Origin of the sequence: Microbacterium sp. K41, from assembly GCF_004794395.1 — a bacterium.
GTDB lineage: Bacteria > Actinomycetota > Actinomycetes > Actinomycetales > Microbacteriaceae > Microbacterium > Microbacterium sufflavum.
On record NZ_SSDO01000095.1, the window covers coordinates 1 to 16580 of the forward strand.

Consider the following 16580-nt stretch of genomic DNA (forward strand, 5'->3'; position numbering starts at 1 on the left):
GGGGAGGAGGCCTGGATGCGGGACGTGGAGGTGATCGCGAGGCGGCCGTCGCCGACGGTGGCGGAGGCGGGGGCGGGCACGAGGGGGAGCTCGAGAGGAAGGACCATGAACAAAACCTATCGGCCGCGGACGCCCAGGGGAACAGCGGAATCGAAACGATTCTGCGTGGCCGGTCGGGCACCCGCCGGCAGCGCGCTGTCCCGCTCCGCCGATCCGCTATGCTCGTAACCGTCGCGACTGGCGTCTGGGTGGACTACCACCGGGGAGCGACTGACCACGGAATTCGACCGCGCGCCTGGGCCGATGCGAACACCCCTCGAATCCGTCGTCAAAGGAGCACGTCATGACCGACCGTTACTTCAACGCCCCGCTCGCCGAGGTCGACCCGGAGATCGCCCAGGTCCTCGACCGCGAGCTGAAGCGTCAGCAGACCTTCCTCGAGATGATCGCCTCGGAGAACTTCGTCCCCGTCTCGGTGCTGCAGTCGCAGGGCTCCGTGCTGACCAACAAGTACGCCGAGGGCTACCCGGGCCGCCGCTACTACGGCGGGTGCGAAGAGGTCGACGTCGCCGAGTCGCTGGCGATCGAGCGGGCCAAGAGCCTCTTCGGTGCTGAGTTCGCCAACGTCCAGCCGCACTCCGGCGCGTCCGCCAACGCGGCCGTGCTGCACGCGATCGCCCGCCCCGGCGACACGCTCCTCGGCCTCTCGCTCGACCAGGGCGGGCACCTCACGCACGGCATGAAGATCAACTTCTCCGGCCGCCTGTACGACATCGTCGCCTACGGCGTGAACCCCGAGACCTCGACCATCGACATGGACGAGGTGCGTCGCCTCGCGCTCGAGCACAAGCCGAAGGTGATCATCGCCGGCTGGTCGGCGTACCCGCGCACGATGGACTTCGCGGCCTTCCGCGCGATCGCCGACGAGGTCGGTGCGGTGCTGTGGGTCGACATGGCGCACTTCGCCGGCCTCGTCGCCGCGGGTCTGCACCCCAACCCGGTCCCGCACGCGCACGTCGTCTCCTCGACCGTGCACAAGACGATCGGCGGCCCCCGCTCCGGCTTCATCCTGACGAACGACGCCGACATCGCCAAGAAGATCAACAGCGCGGTGTTCCCGGGCCAGCAGGGCGGTCCGCTCATGCACGTGATCGCCGCCAAGGCCACCGCGTTCAAGCTCGCCGGCACCCCCGAGTTCAAGGAGCGGCAGGAGCGCGTGCTCCGCGGCGCCGCCCTCATCGCCGAGCGCCTGTCGCAGCAGGACGTGCAGGACGCGGGCATCGCCGTGCGCTCCGGCGGCACCGACGTGCACCTCGTGCTGGTCGACCTGCGCGACGCGGAGATCGACGGCAAGCAGGCGGAAGACCTCCTGCACGATATCCACATCACCGTGAACCGCAACGCCGTGCCGAACGACCCGCGTCCGCCGATGGTGACCTCGGGCCTGCGCATCGGCACCCCGGCGCTCGCGACGCGCGGCTTCGGCGACGCGGAGTTCACCGAGGTGGCCGACATCATCGCGCTCGCACTGCTGCCCGGCGCCGACGTGGAGGCCCTGCGCGCCCGTGTGGACGCGCTCGCCGCCGCCTTCCCGCTCTACCCCGACCTGCAGCAGTAGTCCCTCGCGCCGAGCGCACCGGATCCTGCCGAGTGCACGGCCTGCTCACGCGAGCGGGGCGTGCACTCGACGGGAAGTCCTGCACCCGGCGGGAGGGGAGAGAAGAAGAGGAATCACATGACCGCGAAGATCCTGGACGGGAAGGCCGCCGCGGCCGAGATCCGGGCCGAGCTGACCGAGCGGGTCGCCGCACTGAAGGAGCGCGGGATCACGCCGGGCATCGCGACCGTGCTCGTCGGTGCCGACCCGGCCTCGCAGCTGTACGTCGGCATGAAGCACCGGCAGTCCGAGGCGATCGGCATGAACTCGATCCAGCGCGAGCTGCCCGCCGACGCGACCCAGGAGGACGTCGAGGCGCTGATCGACGAGCTCAACGCCGACCCCGCCTGCCACGGCTACATCGTGCAGCTCCCGCTGCCGAAGCACCTCGACACCGACGCCATCCTGGAGCGGATCGACCCGGCGAAGGACGCCGACGGCCTGCACCCGACCAACCTCGGCCGGCTCGTGCTCAACGTCAACGCGCCCATCCACACGCCGCTGCCGTGCACGCCGCGCGGGGTGATCGAGCTGCTGCTGCGCAACGACTACGACCTGAAGGGGAAGCACGTGGTGGTGGTCGGCCGCGGCGTCACGATCGGCCGCTCGATCGGGCTGCTGCTGACCCGCCGCGACCTCAACGCCACCGTCACGCTCACCCACACCGGCACGGTCGACATGCCGCGCTACCTGCGGGAGGCCGACGTGATCGTGGCCGCCGCGGGCGTGAAGCACCTCGTCCGCGCCGAGGACGTGAAGCCGGGCGCCGCCGTGCTCGACGTGGGCGTGACCCGCGAGACCGACCCGGAGACGGGCAAGAGCCTGGTGTTCGGCGATGTCGCGCCCGATGTGGCGGAGGTCGCCGGCTACCTGTCGCCCAACCCCGGCGGCGTCGGACCGATGACGGTGGCGCTGCTCATGACCAACGTGGTCGAAGCCGCCGAGCGCGCGGTCTGACCCCGGCGGCCCGTCACCGCGGGATCGAGAAGGCGCCCCACCCGGCCGGGAGGGGCGCCTTCTCCATTCCGCAGCGCGAGGAGACGGTGCGAGGAGACGGTGCCGGCGGGAGGAGACTGGGCTCAGCGACCGTGCAGCGAGCTCTCGACGCCGCTGATGCGCGCCTGCTCGTCGAAGCGGAACGTCGCGGTGCCGCTCGTGTCGACTACGGTCGCACCGGAAAACGCCTCGTCGGTCCACGTGAGCGTCCAGCCGGCCAGACGAGCGAGGTCCCACACCGACGTCCGGGCGTCGGGCAGCGCCGCACCGGAGAGCACGCGGGGGAGCGCGACCACGGCGTCGGCCACCGTGAGCGGCGCCAGCGGTGCGTCGAGGAGGAACACCGCGCGCGTGCCGCCGTCGACCGGCGCGGAGTAGTACGGGGAGCGCCCGGTCAGCTCGACCGCGACCCCGCCGATCGTGTGCGCCGCCTGCGCGATCCAGTCCGCGTCGCCCGAGGCCTCGGCCGGGAACGGCACCTCGGGGGAGGTCAGCTCGGCGACCCCGTGCTCGGTGCCGTACGCGCGCAGCTGGGCCGCGACACCCTGGGGGTCGCCCTGCGGGTGCGCCCATGCCCACAGCAGCGAGCGCGGCCCGGGGGCGATCGTCGCGATCAGGTGGGCGCGGGTCACCAGCTGCCGCGTGGGATCCGCGTTCGCCGTGAACGTGAGCGTGCCCGCAGTCAGGTCGGCATCCCAGCGGTGCTCGCCGAGCGCATCGGCAGCCGCGGAGAGGGCGTCCTGGCGGAGCGCGGTGAACAGGGCGGCACGGTCGGCGAGCGGCTGGAGGGCGGCGAAGGTCATGCCCCCAGTCTCCCCGTGATTGCTATGAATCCGCCACCTCGGCGCGGGCCGGAACGACCGCCGCCGCCGGTCGTCCCATCCGCCAGACGCTGGGGACCGCGAGCGTCGTCAGGGCGATCGCGCCGTATACCGCGCCGGACGCGATCAGCACGGTGGCCGGATCGGCCTGGGTGATCAGCCAGCCGTACACGAGCGTGCCGATCGGCATCACCACGAAGCTGCCCAGCATGTCGTAGCTGGCGACGCGCGAGAGCTTCTCGCCGGGCACGTTCTCCATCATCGCGAGGTTCCAGCCCGTCGCGAACACCTCGGCTCCGGCCCCCGCGAGGAACGCGGCCATCGCCAGCAGCACCACCCCGGGATGCACGCCGAGCACGGTGAGCGGGATCGCGAACGCGGCCATCCCGATCATCCCGTAGCGCAGCGGACGCCGCAGCGGCACCCACATCAGCAGCAGCGTCATCAGCAGCACGCCGACGCCCTCCGCGCTGAGCACCCACCCCCAGCCGGTGATGCCGAGCCGGTCGTCGTTCTTCGCGATGTAGGGCCCCACCACCCCCCACGCCCCGACGTGGATCGCGTTCATGATCATGAAGGCCAGCACGATGGTCCACAGCCAACTGCGGCTCCAGAACTCGTGCCACCCGATCCGCAGGTCGTGGAACATCGTGGTGCCGCCCTCCGCGGCGGGCGGAGGCAGCTTCACGAGTGCGAGGACCGGGATCGCGACCAGCCAGCCCGCAGCCTGCACCACCATGGCCCACGCGGGGCCGGCGGCCGCGACCACGACACCCGCGATCACCGGTCCGCCGATCGTGACGGCCGACCGCACGAACGACAGCATCGCGTTCGCCTGCTGCAGGTGCTCCGGGGTGGTCAGCTGCGGGATGATGCCCTGCATCGCCGGGAGCACGAACGCGGTGGAGGCGCCGTTGACCACCGACAGGATCGCCAGCAGGGGGACCGTCGCGGTGCCGGTGAAGAGCAGGGCCGCCATCGCGCCGATCGACAGGATGTCGACGACGTAGCAGGACTGGATGATGAGCGCGCGCGGCAGGCGGTCGGCGATGACCCCGCCGAACAGCACGAACACGATGTTGCTGACGGTGAACGCGGCCAGCACGATCGACAGCGACCGGGCGTCGTTGTCGATCTCCAGCACCGCGAAGGCCAGCGCGATCGACGACATCGAGCCGGTGATCATCGTGATCGCCCGCGCCAGGAAGAACCAGCGGAAGTTGCGGTCCTGCATCGCCGCGAGACCGCGGATCATCGGGACGCCTCGCTGCTGTGCACCGAGTCATCCTGCCACGGATCACGCGGCGCGGCGGGTCAGTAGCTGGAGCGCGGTGTGCCGTCCGTGCCGATGAAGCGCGTGGCCAGTGCCTCGGACGCCCGGGCGAGCAGCGCCACGTCGGCGCCCACCGCCACGAAGTCCGCGCCCGCCGCGAGGTAGGCGTCGGCCGCGGCGGGGTCGAACGCGTTCACGCCCACCGGCTTCCCGGCGTCGTGCACGGCCGTGAACACCCGTTCCACCGCGGCGACGACGTCGGGATGCGTCTGCTGGCCGAGCAGCCCCATCGACGCGGACAGGTCGGACGGGCCGACGAACACGGCATCGACGCCGTCGACCGCCGCGATGTCGGCCGCGGCCTCCACCCCCGCGGTCGTCTCGATCTGCACCGTGAGCGAGGTGTGCTGCGCCGACTCCTGCAGGTACCGCTCGACGCGGTTCCACCGGGCGCTGCGGGCCAGGGCGCTGCCGACGCCGCGCACCCCCTCCGGCGGGTAGCGGGTCGCGGACACGGCGGCGCGGGCCTCCTCGGCGGACGACACCATCGGCACGATCAGATTCTGCGCGCCGAGGTCGAGGATCTGCTTCAGCGCGACCGCGTCGTTGAAGGGAGCTCGCACGAGCGGGGTGACCGGGTACGCCGCGACCGCCTGGAGCTGGAGGAGCACCGACTCGAGCGTGTTGGCGGAGTGCTCCATGTCGATCAGGAGCCAGTCCAGGCCGGAGCCCGCGGCCACCTCGGCGAGCAGCGGGCTGCCGGAGCACACCCACATCCCCACGAACGGCCGGTCGGACTCCGCGAGCTGTGCGCGGAACGACGGGGCTAGACGAAGCGGCATGTGATGGTTCCCATCGGTCCGTAGTCGCACAGCACCTCGTCGCCGCGCGACACCCACATCGGGCGCGTGAACGATCCTGCCAGGATGATCTCGCCAGGCTCCAGCCGCGCGCCGTGCTGGTGGAACTTGTTCGCGAGCCACGCGACGCCGGTGGCGGGGTGGCCGAGGACGCCGGCGGCCACGCCCGTCTCCTCGATCTCGCCGTTGCGCGACAGCACACCGGGCACCCAGCGCAGATCGATCTCATCGGGGCGCTTGCGCACGGTCCCCAGCACCATCGCCCCGTAGGCGGCGTTGTCGCTGATCGTGTCGACGATCGTGCGGCCCTCCAGCTCGATGTGCGAGTTGAGCACCTCCAGCGCGGGGACCGCGTAGTCGATCGCGGCCAGGGCGTCGTCCAGCGTGCAGTCCGGACCCTCCAGGGGTTCCTTCAGCACGAAGGCGAGCTCGACCTCGATGCGCACGTTCGAGAAGTGCGCGGTCGGGATCTCGGCGCCGGACTCGTAGACGGTGTCGTCGAACATGACGCCGTAGTCGGGCTCGGTGATGCCCGTCGCCTGCTGCATGGCCTTCGAGGTCAGCCCGATCTTGCGGCCCACCAGCCGGCGCCCCGCCGCGACCTGCGAGTCGCGCCACACACCCTGGATCGCGTACGAGTCCTCGACGGTGGCCTCCGGGTACCGCGCGGTGATGCGCGGGATCACGCCGTGCGTGCGGTCGGCCTCGGCGAGCTCCGCCGCGATCTGCGCGATCGTCTCCTCAGACAGCATCCGTGCCCCCTAGAGCTGGTGGCCCAGCTTGTACTCGCCCTGCTTGTACTCGGGCATCGAGCCCTCGCCCTCGTCGGCGCGCGTGTACGAGAAGCCGTCGGCGCCGATCGTGACCGCCATCTCGCTGGAGTCCGTGCGGGCGACGACCGGCTGCGGGTTGCCGTCGAGGTCGAGCACGAGCGACGCGTCGGTGTACCAGGACGGCACGACCGGGGTGCCCCACCAGTCGCGGCGCTGGTTGTCGTGCACGTCCCACGTGACCACGGGGTTGTCGGGGTCGCCCGTGTAGTAGTCCTGCGTGTAGATCTCGACGCGGTGGCCGTCGGGGTCGCGCAGGTAGAGGTAGAACGCGTTGGAGACGCCGTGACGGCCGGGGCCCCGCTCGATCGCGTCGGAGCGGCGGAGCGCGCCGAGCTTGTCGCAGATCGCGAGGATGTTGTGCTTCTCGTGCGTCGCGAAGGCGACGTGGTGCATGCGCGGGCCGTCACCGCCGGTCGCGGCGGTGTCGTGCACGGTGGGCTTGCGGCGCATCCACGCGGCGTACACGGTGCCCTCGTCGTCCTGGATGTCCTCCGTCACGCGGAAGCCGAGGTCCTGGTAGTGGCGCACGGCGCGCGGCACGTCGGGGGTGACCTGGTTGAAGTGGTCGAGGCGAACGAGCTCACCCGGGGTGTGCAGGTCGTACCGCCAGGACAGGCGCTCGACATGGTCGGTGGCGAAGAAGAACTCGTACGGGAAGCCGAGCGGGTCGACCACGCGCACGGAGTCGCCGATGCCCTTCACGAACCCGTCCTCCTTGCGGCGCACGTCGCAGCCGAGCTCGGTGTAGAACTCCACGGCGCGGTCGAGGTCCTCGGCCGAACGCACCCGGTACGAGAACGCGGCCACCGCGGCGATCGGGCCCTGGCGCAGCACCAGGTTGTGGTGGATGAACTCCTCGGTGGAGCGCAGGTAGATGGCCTCGTCGTCCTCCTCGGTCACGTACAGGCCGAGGATGTCGACGTAGAACTGGCGCGAGGCGGCCAGGTCGGTCACCACGAGCTCCATGTACGCGCAGCGCAGGATGTCGGGCGGGGTGCTCTTCGGCGTCGCGACGGGGTTGTCGGACTCGATCGGAGCCTCCTGGCTCACGTAGTACCCCGAGGAGGTCAGCGTCTTCTTGGTCTTGTCGGTCATGTCAGCGTCCTTGCTCGTGCGACGGGTGTCAGTTCTTGCCGAAGGTCGGGTTGTGGGGCGTGGAGGCGAGCGTGATGTGCACGCTCTGCTGGTCGGTGTAGAAGTCGATCGAGCGGTAGCCGCCCTCGTGGCCGAGGCCCGACGCCTTCACCCCGCCGAACGGGGTGCGCAGGTCGCGCACGTTGTTGCTGTTCAGCCACACCATGCCCGCCTCGACCGACTGCGCGAACGTGTGCGCGCGCTTGAGGTCGTTGGTCCAGATGTACGCCGCGAGCCCGTACTTGGTGTTGTTCGCGAGCGCGAGCGCCTCCTCGTCGGAGTCGAACGGGGTGATGGCGACCACCGGGCCGAAGATCTCCTCCTGGAAGATGCGGGCGTCAGGGGAGACATCGGCGAACACAGTCGGCGCGACGAAGTTGCCCTCCTCGAAGCCCTCGGGGCGGCCGCCACCGGCGACCAGACGCCCCTCGGACTTGCCGATCTCGACGTAGCTCATCACCTTGTCGTAGTGCTCGGGGTGAACGAGCGCGCCGACCTCGGTCGCGGGGTCGTGCGGGTAGCCCACCTTCACGCGCTTCGCCTGGGCGGCGTAGCGCTCCACGAACTCGTCGTAGATCGACCGCTCGACGATGATGCGCGACCCGGCGGTGCAGCGCTCGCCGTTGAGGGAGAAGACGCCGAAGATGGTCGCGTCGACCGCGGCCTCGAGGTCGGCGTCGGCGAACACCACGGCGGGCGACTTGCCGCCGAGCTCCATCGACAGTCCCTTGAGGAACGGAGCGGCGTTGCCGAAGATGATCTGCCCGGTGCGGCTCTCGCCAGTGAACGAGATGAGCGGCACGTCGGGGTGCTTCACGAGGGCGTCACCCGCGTCTTCACCCAGGCCGTTGACGAGGTTGAACACGCCCTGCGGCAGCCCGGCCTCCTCGAAGATGCCCGCCCACAGCGAGGCGGACAGCGGCGTGAACTCGGCCGGCTTCAGCACGACCGTGTTGCCGGTCGCGAGCGCGGGACCCAGCTTCCACGACTCGAGCATGAACGGCGTGTTCCACGGGGTGATGAGCCCGGCGACGCCGATCGGCTTGCGGTTGACGTAGTTCATCTGCTTGCCGGGCACCTTGAACGCGTCGTCGGCCTGCGCCACGATCAGGTCGGCGAAGAAGCGGAAGTTCTCGGCGGCGCGGCGGGCCTGACCCAGCGCCTGCGTGATCGGCAGACCCGAGTCGTACGACTCCAGCTCGGCGAGGCGGGCGTCGCGCGACTCGACGATGTCGGCGATGCGGTGCAGAACGCGCGAGCGCTCGCGAGGGAGCATGCGCGGCCAGGGCCCCTCGTCGAACGCGCGCTTGGCGGCGGCGACGGCGAGGTCGATGTCGGCCTTCTTGCCGGCGGCGGCCGTGGTGTAGGTCTGGTTCGTCACCGGGTCGAGCACGTCGAACGTGTCGCCGTCGACCGAGTCGACGAAGGAGCCGTCGATGTAGTGCTGGATGTGGTCGGGCAGGTCGGCGGGGATGCGGGAGTCGGTCATGATGCTTCTCCTTCGGCGGGGACGGAACGGGTGTGCAGCGCATCGAGGAACGCGTCCCTCGTGCGCCAGCGGTGGTTGCGGGCGGCGAGCTCGATCTCCAGCGGCTCGGCGCCGTCGCGGATCAGCTCGAGGATCTGGGCGTGCTCGTCCACGGAGTGGTGCGCACGGCCGGGCACGTAGGCGAACGTGGAGTCACGGATGCCGGACAGCCGGGCCCAGCCGCGGTGCACGAGGTCGAGCAGGTGCGGGTTGGGGCACGGCTCGAACAGCACCGAGTGGAACTGGCGGTTCAGCTCCGTGAACGCGTGCGGGTCGAAGTGGTCGAGCAGCCGGGCCATGCGGTCGTTGACCTCGGCGGCCTCGGCGAGTGCGTCGGCGTCGAGCAGGGGAGCGGACAGCGCGGTCGCCGCGCCCTCCACCAGCCCGAGCGTCTGCATCGTGTGGGCGTACTCGCCCTCGTCGACGAGGGTCACCCGGGCGCCCACGTTCCGCTCGAACGTCACCAGCCCCTCGGCCTCCAGTCGGCGGATGGCCTCGCGCACCGGCACCACGCTCATGCCCAGCTCGTCGGCGATCGGGCCGAGCACCAGACGGTAGCCAGGGCCGTAGGTGTGCGCGGAGATGCGCGAGCGGATCCAGGCGTACGCCTGCTCCGACTTGCTCGCGCTCTCGACCGTGCTCACCGCTGGTCCTTCCCGGCCCCGGTGGCCTGCTCGTAGCGGGCGCGCCACTCGGCGTTCAGCGGGAAGAGACCGTCGACCGGGTGGCCGGCGGCGACCTGCTCGGCGATCCAGGCGTCCTCGACCTCCTGCGCGATCGCGTCGGCGGCGACCTCGGCCGCCAGAGCCGGCGGGATCACGATCACACCGTCGCCGTCGCCCACGATGATGTCGCCGGGCTGCACGGTCGCGCCGCCGCACGAGATGGTCACATCGACGTCCCACGGCACGTGCTTGCGGCCGAGCACCGAGGGGTGCGCGCCCTGCGAGAACACGGGGAGCCCGATCTCGGCGACCGCGTCGAAGTCGCGCACGCCGCCGTCGGTCACGACGCCCGCGGCCCCGCGATTCTGCGCCCGCAGCGCGAGGATGTCGCCCAGCGTGCCGGTGGTGGCGTCGCCCCGGGCCTCGATCACGATGACCTCGCCCTCGGCGACCGCGTCGAACGCGCGCTTCTGGGCGTTGTATCCGCCGCCGTGCGAACGGAACAGGTCTTCGCGGAACGGCACGAAGCGCAGCGTCTTCGCGGTGCCGACGATCTTGGTGCCGGGGAGGTTCGCCGAGACGCCGTCGATGAAGCAGGAGTGGTGGCCGCGCTTGCGCAGCTGAGCCGACAGCCCGGCGGTCGGAGCCTCGAGCAGCTGGGCGCGCAGCTCGGGCGTGAGCGTGGGTGTGTCCTCTTCCGGCGGCAGGCCCGCCTCCTCGCGGGAGCCCCAGGCCTCGGTGCGCTGCAGGTCGTCGACGGCGGGAAGGGAGCCGAGGTCGCCGTCGAACGGCACCTCGCCCTGCGTCACCGTGGTCACCAGGCGGCCGGAGCTCGGAGCGCCGGGCACGTCCGGCGCGTCGACCTCGACCTCGACCACGTCGCCCGGCACGATCACGGACGAGCCCGCCGGGGTGCCGGTGAGGATCACGTCGCCGGGCTCGAGGGTGAAGTGCTGCGACAGGTCGGCGACGAGCTGGGCGAGCGGGAAGATCAGTCCGGCGGTGGTGTCGTCCTGCCGGAGCTCGCCGTTGACCCAGGTGCGCACCCGGAGCGCGGCGGGATCGACCGTGCGGGCGTCGATGAGCTCGGGGCCCAGGGGCGTGTAGCCGTCGCCGCCCTTGGAGCGGACGTTGGAGCCCTTGTCGTTCGCGCGCAGGTCGTACAGGCCCAGGTCGTTCGACGCGGTGACCGCGCCGACGTGGTCCCACGCATCGGCGAGCGAGACGTGGCGCGCCGCGGTGCCGATCACGAGAGCGATCTCGCCCTCGAAGGCGAGCAGCTCGGTGCCGGCCGGGCGCTCGACCGTGCCGCCGGAGACGCCGACCGAGCTGGCGGGCTTGAAGAAGTAGGAGGGAGCGGCGGGGCGGCGGCCGCGCTGATCGGCGCGGGACGCGTAGCTCAGGTGGATCGCGATGATCTTGCCGGGGCGGGTGATGGGTTCCGTCACGGGGGCGCCTCCTCGCGCTCGGTGCATGTCGTGCCGGACGCGTTGTGCGTCGTATCCGAAATCATATATCATCGTGTCACCCCTCGGCAAGCACATCGGATTCACGTCCACGCACGCCGTGACAATGCGGTCACAAGCAAAGGAGACACCCCATGAGCGGGCAGTCACAGGATGGGTTCACGCCCACCGGAACCATCGCGACGGCGGCCGATCGGCGCCGCGTCGTGTTCGCCACCGTCGTCGGGACCACCGTCGAGTGGTACGACTTCTTCATCTACGCCACGGCGGTCGGGCTCGTCTTCGGACAGCTCTTCTTCGCGCCGCTCGGCGCCAACAGCGCCCTGGTCGGCTTCGCCACGGTCGGCGTCAGCTTCCTGTTCCGTCCGCTCGGCGCGTTCCTCGCCGGCCACTTCGGCGACAAGCTCGGGCGCAAGGCCGTGCTCATGTGGACGCTCATCCTCATGGGCGCCGCGACCGCGCTGATCGGTGTGCTGCCGACCTACGAGACCATCGGCGTGATGGCACCGATCCTGCTCGTGCTGCTGCGCATCGTGCAGGGCATCTCGGCCGGTGGCGAGTGGGGCGGCGCAGTGCTGATGGCCGTCGAGCACGCCCCGCGCACGAAGCGCGGCATCTTCGGCGCCTCGCCGCAGATCGGTGTGCCGCTCGGACTGCTGCTCGCCTCCGGCGTCATGGCGCTCATGACGGCGATCGCCCCCGGCGACCAGTTCCTCGCGTGGGGCTGGCGCGTGCCGTTCCTGCTCAGCGTGGTGCTGATCCTCGTCGGCTACTACGTGCGCCGCCGCGTGGAGGAGAGCCCGGTCTTCGCCGAGCTCGCCGAGCGCAAGGAGAAGGCGAAGATGCCCATCGTGCAGCTGTTCCGCAAGCACGCGCTGCTCGTGATCATCGCGGCGCTCGTCTTCGCCGGCAACAACGCGGTCGGCTACATGACCACGGGCGGCTACATCCAGGGCTACGCCACCAACCCGGAGGGCCCGATCGGCCTCGAGCGCGGACCCGTGCTGTGGGCCGTCACCGGCTCGGCGGTCACCTGGCTGCTCACGACGCTGCTGGCGGGCTGGGTGTCGGACCGCCTCGGCCGTCGCACCACCTACCTCATCGGCTGGGTGCTGCAGCTGGTCGGCGTGTTCACGCTCTTCCCGCTCGTGAACACCGGCGAGATCGGCCTGCTGTTCGCCGGGCTCGCGATCCTCACGATCGGGCTCGGCTTCACGTACGGTCCGCAGGCCGCGCTCTACACCGAGCTGTTCCCGGCGAGCATCCGCTTCTCCGGCGTCTCGATCTCGTACGCGATCGGGGCCATCGCGGGCGGCGCGTTCGCGCCCCTGATCGCCACCGCGATCGTCGCGGAGACCGGTTCGACCGCGGGCGTCACCTGGTACCTCGTGGGCATGACCCTGCTGGGTCTGATCGCGACGCTCCTGCTGCGCGACCGCTCCGGCATCCCGCTGGGGCCGGATCACGAGGAGGAGCAGGCGGTCAGCCCGATCCGCGGTCTCGCGAAGGCCTGACGCCGAGGATCGATCCTGCGGGCGCCCCGTTGCCGGACGGCGACGGGGCGCCCGTTCGCATGGCCGGTGCGGTGCGCCCTCTCGCGCGTGCCCGGTGCGGTGCGTTCTCCCTCGCGTGCCCGGTGCCGTGCGTTCTCCCTCGCGGGGCGAGGGTGCCATCGCGCGCCGGCGCGCGGCGATCGATCCGAGGATGCGGCGGGCGTGAGCCCCGGGTGGGATCAGCCGTCGAGGGCCTCGCGGATCACGGCGGCGGAGCGTTGCAGGCGGGCCGCGATGTCGGCGTCGTCGAGGTCGGTCGCCACGTGCACGACGGCGATCGCGCACGGGCGCTGCCCGCGCAGCACCAGCGGCACGGCGACGGCCTGCACGGTGGGGATGACCTCGTCGTGGCTCGTGGCGTACCCGCGCTCCGCGGCGGCCTCGACCTCGCGTCGCAGCGCGGGGGAGATGCCGCCCGGCCGCTCGGTGACCGGGAGCTGCGCCAGGATCGCCTTGCCGGGGGCGCCCACCGTCACCGGGTGCCGGGCGCCGGGGCGCTGAGCGACGCTGGCCACCGCGTGCCGCGGCTCGACGCTCGCGAGGGTGATGCAGTCGGTGCCGTCGAGCACCGCGAGGAAGCACGTCATGCCGAGCTCGTTGGCGATCGCGGTGAGCTCGGGCAGCGCCTCGGCCTGCAGGTCGTGCGCCACGCCGGCGGCGAGGGCGGCCATGCGGGCGCCGAGGCTGACGGCGCCCGCCGCGTCGCGGTTGACGAGCCCGTGGTCCTCCAGGGTGCGCAGGAGGCGGTAGGCGATCGAGCGGTGCACGTCGAGCCGCGCGGCGATCTCGTCGATCGTGAGCGCATGGCGTGCGTCGGACAGCACCTCCAGGATGCGGATCCCGCGGCTGAGCGTCTGCGAGGCGGGCGCGGCGGTCGGGCTCTCGGGCATGCGGCTCCTTGCGGCGCGCGCGGCGCCGGTTTAGGCTGTGTTCAATAGTAGAACGGTGTGTTCGAATATAGAACACGCTCGTCTCGGACGCAAGACCCCGCAGCACCCGACAGCGACGTCCGGAAGGAATCGACGACGATGCAGTTCCACCACCACGGCTACGTGTCCGGAGACCCCCGCGTGCAGGACGCCGCGGGGATCGGCACCGACCGCCCCGCCGACCTCCCCGACGAGATCGACGTGCTCATCGTCGGGTCCGGCCCCGCCGGCATGCTCCTCGCGGCACAGATGTCGCAGTACCCCGACGTCTCCACGCGCCTCATCGAGAAGCGCGAGGGGCGACTCGTGCTCGGCCAGGCCGACGGCATCCAGCCGCGCAGCGTCGAGACCTTCCAGGCGTTCGGGTTCGCCGAGCGCATCATCGCCGAGGCCTACAACATCGGCTGGATGAACTTCTGGGGTCCCGACCCCGAGCACCGCGATCGCATCGTGCGCACCTCCCGCACCGCCGACTACGCCTACGACATCTGCGAGTTCCCGCACCTGATCGTCAACCAGGCGCGCGTGCTCGACTACTTCGCCGAGGCCGCGGCGAACGGGCCGGGCCGCATCACGCCCGACTACGGCGTGGAGTTCACGGGGCTCACCGTGCACGACGAGGGCGAGTACCCCGTCGAGGTCGGGATCCGCTACGTCGCGGGCGACCGCGCCGGCGAGGAGCGCACGATCCGCGCGAAGTACGTCGCCGGCTGCGACGGCGCCCGCAGCGGTGTGCGCCAGGCGATCGGCCGCACGCACGTCGGCGCCAGCGCCGCCCACGCCTGGGGCGTCATGGACGTGCTGGTCAACACCGACTTCCCGGACTGGCGCACCAAGTGCGCCATCAACTCGGCCGCGGGCAACATCCTCCACATCCCGCGCGAGGGCGGCTACCTCAGCCGGATGTACATCGATCTGGGAGAGGTCGCCGCCGACGACGACCACCGCGTGCGCCAGACGCCCATCGAGGAGATCATCCGCAGGGCGAACGAGATCCTGCACCCCTACACGCTCGACGTGCGCGAGGTCGCCTGGCACAGCGTCTACGAGGTCGGGCACCGCGTGACCGACGGCTTCGACGACGTGGACGAGGGCGAGTCGCGGACGCCGCACGTGTTCCTCACCGGCGACGCCTGCCACACGCACAGCGCCAAGGCCGGCCAGGGCATGAACGTCTCGATGCAGGACGGCTTCAACCTCGGCTGGAAGCTCGGCTCCGTGCTCACCGGCCGCGCGCCCGAGTCCCTGCTCGCCACGTACGGCGCCGAGCGGCGGCCCGTCGCGCAGCAGCTGATCGACTTCGACCGCGAGTGGTCGAGCCTCATGGCGCGCAAGCCCGAGGAGATCTCCGACCCGAACGACCTGGCCACGTACTACCTCGCGACGGCCGAGTTCCCCTCCGGGTTCATGACGCAGTACACGGGCTCCATGATCACGGGCACCGATGCGCACCAGGAGCTCGCGGTCGGGTATCCGCTGGGCAAGCGCTTCAAGTCCGCCGAGGTCGTGCGGGTCGGAGACGGCAACGTCGTGCACCTCGGACACCACGCGAAGGCCGACGGCCGGTGGCGCGTCTACGCCTTCGGCGACCGGACCGGCGAGGCGCTCACGGCCTGGGCCGAGGCCGCGGCACCCGTGTTCGCGCGGTTCACCCCGGCCGACGGCGACGAGGACGCGGTGTTCGACGTGAAGGCCGTGTACCCGCAGCCGTTCGAGGAGGTCGAGGTGACCTCTGCCCCCGCGCTGTTCCAGCCGAAGACGGGTCCCCTCGGGCTCACCGACTGGGAGAAGGTGTACGCCGCCGGTCCCAGCAAGTGGTGCGCGACGGACATCTTCGAGGCGCGCGAGCTGTCCCGCGACGGCGTCGTGGTCGTGGTGCGCCCCGACCAGTACGTGGCCGCGATCTTCCCGCTCGACGGGGTGGCGGAGCTCGAGGGCTTCCTGGAGGGCGCCTTCCTCCCCGCGCGCTGAGGTCCGCCGCATGACACGTGTCATGTCGAGGAGATGACACCGGGCTCCGGCGCCGCGGCCGGGCGGACGCGAGGCTGGAGGCATGAACGACACCTCTGCGGGCGCGACGGCGATGCGGGTCGCCTCTCGCCCGGCACCCGGACCCGACACCGAACCCGCGGCCGCTCCCGCGGACGCCCCGATCGTGCTGGAGCTGCGCGACGTGCGCCGACACTACGGCTCGGGAGACCGCCGCGTGCAGGCCGTCGACGGCGTGGACCTGTCGATCCGCCGCGGTGAGGTCGTCGCACTGCTCGGGCCCAACGGCGCGGGCAAGACCACGACGCTCGACATGCTGCTCGGCCTCACGGCCCCCAGCAGCGGGACGGTGCAGGTCCTCGGCATGACCCCGGAGCGGGCGACCGCGAGCGGAGCGATCGGCGCGGTGCTGCAGACCGGCGGGCTGCTGGGCGACCTCACCGTCGGCGAGACCGTGCGCCTCATCGCCTCGCTGCACGGCGGAGAGGCGATCGCGCGGGTGGGCGACGTGATGGCCAGGGCCGACCTCACGCGCCTCGCGCGCCGCCGGGTCGCGAAGTGCTCGGGGGGAGAGCAGCAACGCGTGAAGTTCGCCCTCGCGATGGTGTCCGACCCGGACATCCTCGTGCTGGACGAGCCGACCGCGGGGATGGACGTCACCGCGCGCCGGCACTTCTGGGACGTGATGCGTGCCGACGCGGACGCCGGGCGCACGATCGTGTTCGCCACGCACTACCTGGAGGAGGCGGAGCAGTTCGCCCGCCGCACCGTCGTGATGCACCGGGGCACCGTCGTCGCCGACGCCCCCACCGCCCTGCTGCGCGCGAGCCTGGGGGAGCGCACGGTCGCCGCGACCGTCGCCCCGGGGACCGCGGA

Annotated in this window: 14 protein-coding genes and 1 riboswitch; of the genes, 5 read left to right on the forward strand and 9 right to left on the reverse strand. The window is 71.4% G+C overall.

The window, feature by feature from the left end:
- The first annotated feature begins 223 nt into the window (after positions 1-223).
- Positions 224-308: riboswitch (ZMP/ZTP riboswitch) on the forward strand.
- Between the two features lie 35 nt (positions 309-343).
- Entirely contained in the window at positions 344-1618 is a 1275-nt protein-coding gene (gene glyA / locus DW309_RS01845) for a serine hydroxymethyltransferase (protein WP_136033951.1), read from the forward strand.
- Positions 1619-1735: 117 nt separating this feature from the next.
- Positions 1736-2614 (forward strand): bifunctional methylenetetrahydrofolate dehydrogenase/methenyltetrahydrofolate cyclohydrolase, encoded by an 879-nt coding sequence (locus DW309_RS01850; RefSeq protein WP_136044386.1) that lies wholly within the window; start codon positions 1736-1738, stop codon positions 2612-2614.
- A gap of 122 nt (positions 2615-2736) precedes the next feature.
- Here the strand turns inward: DW309_RS01850 and DW309_RS01855 are convergent, their stop codons facing one another.
- The 8 genes from DW309_RS01855 to DW309_RS01890 are packed head-to-tail and all read right to left on the reverse strand — an operon-like array spanning position 2737 to position 11242.
- Positions 2737-3456: a DUF6882 domain-containing protein gene (locus tag DW309_RS01855; RefSeq protein WP_136044387.1), complete on the reverse strand. Its 720-nt coding sequence runs from the start codon at positions 3454-3456 to the stop codon at positions 2737-2739.
- A gap of 22 nt (positions 3457-3478) precedes the next feature.
- Positions 3479-4729, reverse strand: a complete 1251-nt coding sequence (locus DW309_RS01860; RefSeq protein WP_136044388.1) for an MFS transporter — start codon at positions 4727-4729, stop codon at positions 3479-3481.
- 59 nt (positions 4730-4788) lie between these two features.
- Complete coding sequence (locus DW309_RS01865; protein WP_136036959.1) at positions 4789-5589, reverse strand: HpcH/HpaI aldolase family protein; 801 nt, start codon at positions 5587-5589, stop codon at positions 4789-4791.
- Positions 5574-6359 carry a fumarylacetoacetate hydrolase family protein gene (locus tag DW309_RS01870; protein ID WP_136033960.1) on the reverse strand — a complete coding sequence of 262 codons (786 nt, stop codon included), beginning with the start codon at positions 6357-6359 and terminating at the stop codon, positions 5574-5576. The genes DW309_RS01865 and DW309_RS01870 overlap by 16 nt, the downstream gene beginning before the upstream one ends.
- Before the next feature lie 9 nt (positions 6360-6368).
- A complete protein-coding gene (gene hpaD / locus DW309_RS01875; protein ID WP_136036961.1) occupies positions 6369-7535 on the reverse strand; it encodes a 3,4-dihydroxyphenylacetate 2,3-dioxygenase in 1167 nt (388 codons plus the stop codon).
- A 28-nt stretch (positions 7536-7563) separates the two neighbouring features.
- Complete coding sequence (hpaE, locus tag DW309_RS01880) at positions 7564-9063, reverse strand: 5-carboxymethyl-2-hydroxymuconate semialdehyde dehydrogenase (RefSeq protein WP_136033965.1); 1500 nt, start codon at positions 9061-9063, stop codon at positions 7564-7566.
- The gene (locus DW309_RS01885) at positions 9060-9746 is read right to left on the reverse strand and encodes a GntR family transcriptional regulator (RefSeq protein WP_136033966.1); all 687 of its coding nucleotides are present in this window, start codon (positions 9744-9746) and stop codon (positions 9060-9062) included. The genes hpaE and DW309_RS01885 overlap by 4 nt, the downstream gene beginning before the upstream one ends.
- Positions 9743-11242, reverse strand: coding sequence for a fumarylacetoacetate hydrolase family protein (locus DW309_RS01890; RefSeq protein WP_136044389.1), 1500 nt, complete (start codon positions 11240-11242; stop codon positions 9743-9745). Before DW309_RS01890 ends, DW309_RS01885 begins: the two co-directional genes overlap by 4 nt.
- A gap of 125 nt (positions 11243-11367) precedes the next feature.
- Here DW309_RS01890 and DW309_RS01895 point away from each other — a divergent pair, with 125 nt between their 5' ends.
- Positions 11368-12747 carry an MFS transporter gene (locus tag DW309_RS01895; RefSeq protein WP_136033970.1) on the forward strand — a complete coding sequence of 460 codons (1380 nt, stop codon included), beginning with the start codon at positions 11368-11370 and terminating at the stop codon, positions 12745-12747.
- Between the two features lie 218 nt (positions 12748-12965).
- On the opposite strand, the gene DW309_RS01900 is transcribed toward DW309_RS01895, so the two are convergent.
- The gene (locus DW309_RS01900) at positions 12966-13676 is read right to left on the reverse strand and encodes an IclR family transcriptional regulator (RefSeq protein WP_136044390.1); all 711 of its coding nucleotides are present in this window, start codon (positions 13674-13676) and stop codon (positions 12966-12968) included.
- 138 nt (positions 13677-13814) lie between these two features.
- On the opposite strand from DW309_RS01900, the gene DW309_RS01905 reads away from it, so the two are divergent.
- Together DW309_RS01905 and DW309_RS01910 are read left to right on the forward strand one after the other, a co-directional pair.
- Positions 13815-15686: an FAD-dependent monooxygenase gene (locus DW309_RS01905; RefSeq protein WP_136028479.1), complete on the forward strand. Its 1872-nt coding sequence runs from the start codon at positions 13815-13817 to the stop codon at positions 15684-15686.
- Between the two features lie 82 nt (positions 15687-15768).
- A partial coding sequence (locus DW309_RS01910) for an ABC transporter ATP-binding protein (RefSeq protein WP_240753095.1) occupies positions 15769-16580 on the forward strand: 812 nt, incomplete at its 3' end.

Coding starts and splice junctions, on each gene's coding strand:
- hpaE (WP_136033965.1), bottom strand. CDS start 9,063: ATGACCGACTCCCGCATCCCCGCCGACCTGCCCGACCACATCCAGCAC.
- DW309_RS01870 (WP_136033960.1), bottom strand. CDS start 6,359: ATGCTGTCTGAGGAGACGATCGCGCAGATCGCGGCGGAGCTCGCCGAG.
- hpaD (WP_136036961.1), bottom strand. CDS start 7,535: ATGACCGACAAGACCAAGAAGACGCTGACCTCCTCGGGGTACTACGTG.
- DW309_RS01895 (WP_136033970.1), top strand. CDS start 11,368: ATGAGCGGGCAGTCACAGGATGGGTTCACGCCCACCGGAACCATCGCG.
- DW309_RS01850 (WP_136044386.1), top strand. CDS start 1,736: ATGACCGCGAAGATCCTGGACGGGAAGGCCGCCGCGGCCGAGATCCGG.
- DW309_RS01855 (WP_136044387.1), bottom strand. CDS start 3,456: ATGACCTTCGCCGCCCTCCAGCCGCTCGCCGACCGTGCCGCCCTGTTC.
- DW309_RS01900 (WP_136044390.1), bottom strand. CDS start 13,676: ATGCCCGAGAGCCCGACCGCCGCGCCCGCCTCGCAGACGCTCAGCCGC.
- DW309_RS01905 (WP_136028479.1), top strand. CDS start 13,815: ATGCAGTTCCACCACCACGGCTACGTGTCCGGAGACCCCCGCGTGCAG.
- glyA (WP_136033951.1), top strand. CDS start 344: ATGACCGACCGTTACTTCAACGCCCCGCTCGCCGAGGTCGACCCGGAG.
- DW309_RS01890 (WP_136044389.1), bottom strand. CDS start 11,242: ATGCACCGAGCGCGAGGAGGCGCCCCCGTGACGGAACCCATCACCCGC.
- DW309_RS01860 (WP_136044388.1), bottom strand. CDS start 4,729: ATGATCCGCGGTCTCGCGGCGATGCAGGACCGCAACTTCCGCTGGTTC.
- DW309_RS01865 (WP_136036959.1), bottom strand. CDS start 5,589: ATGCCGCTTCGTCTAGCCCCGTCGTTCCGCGCACAGCTCGCGGAGTCC.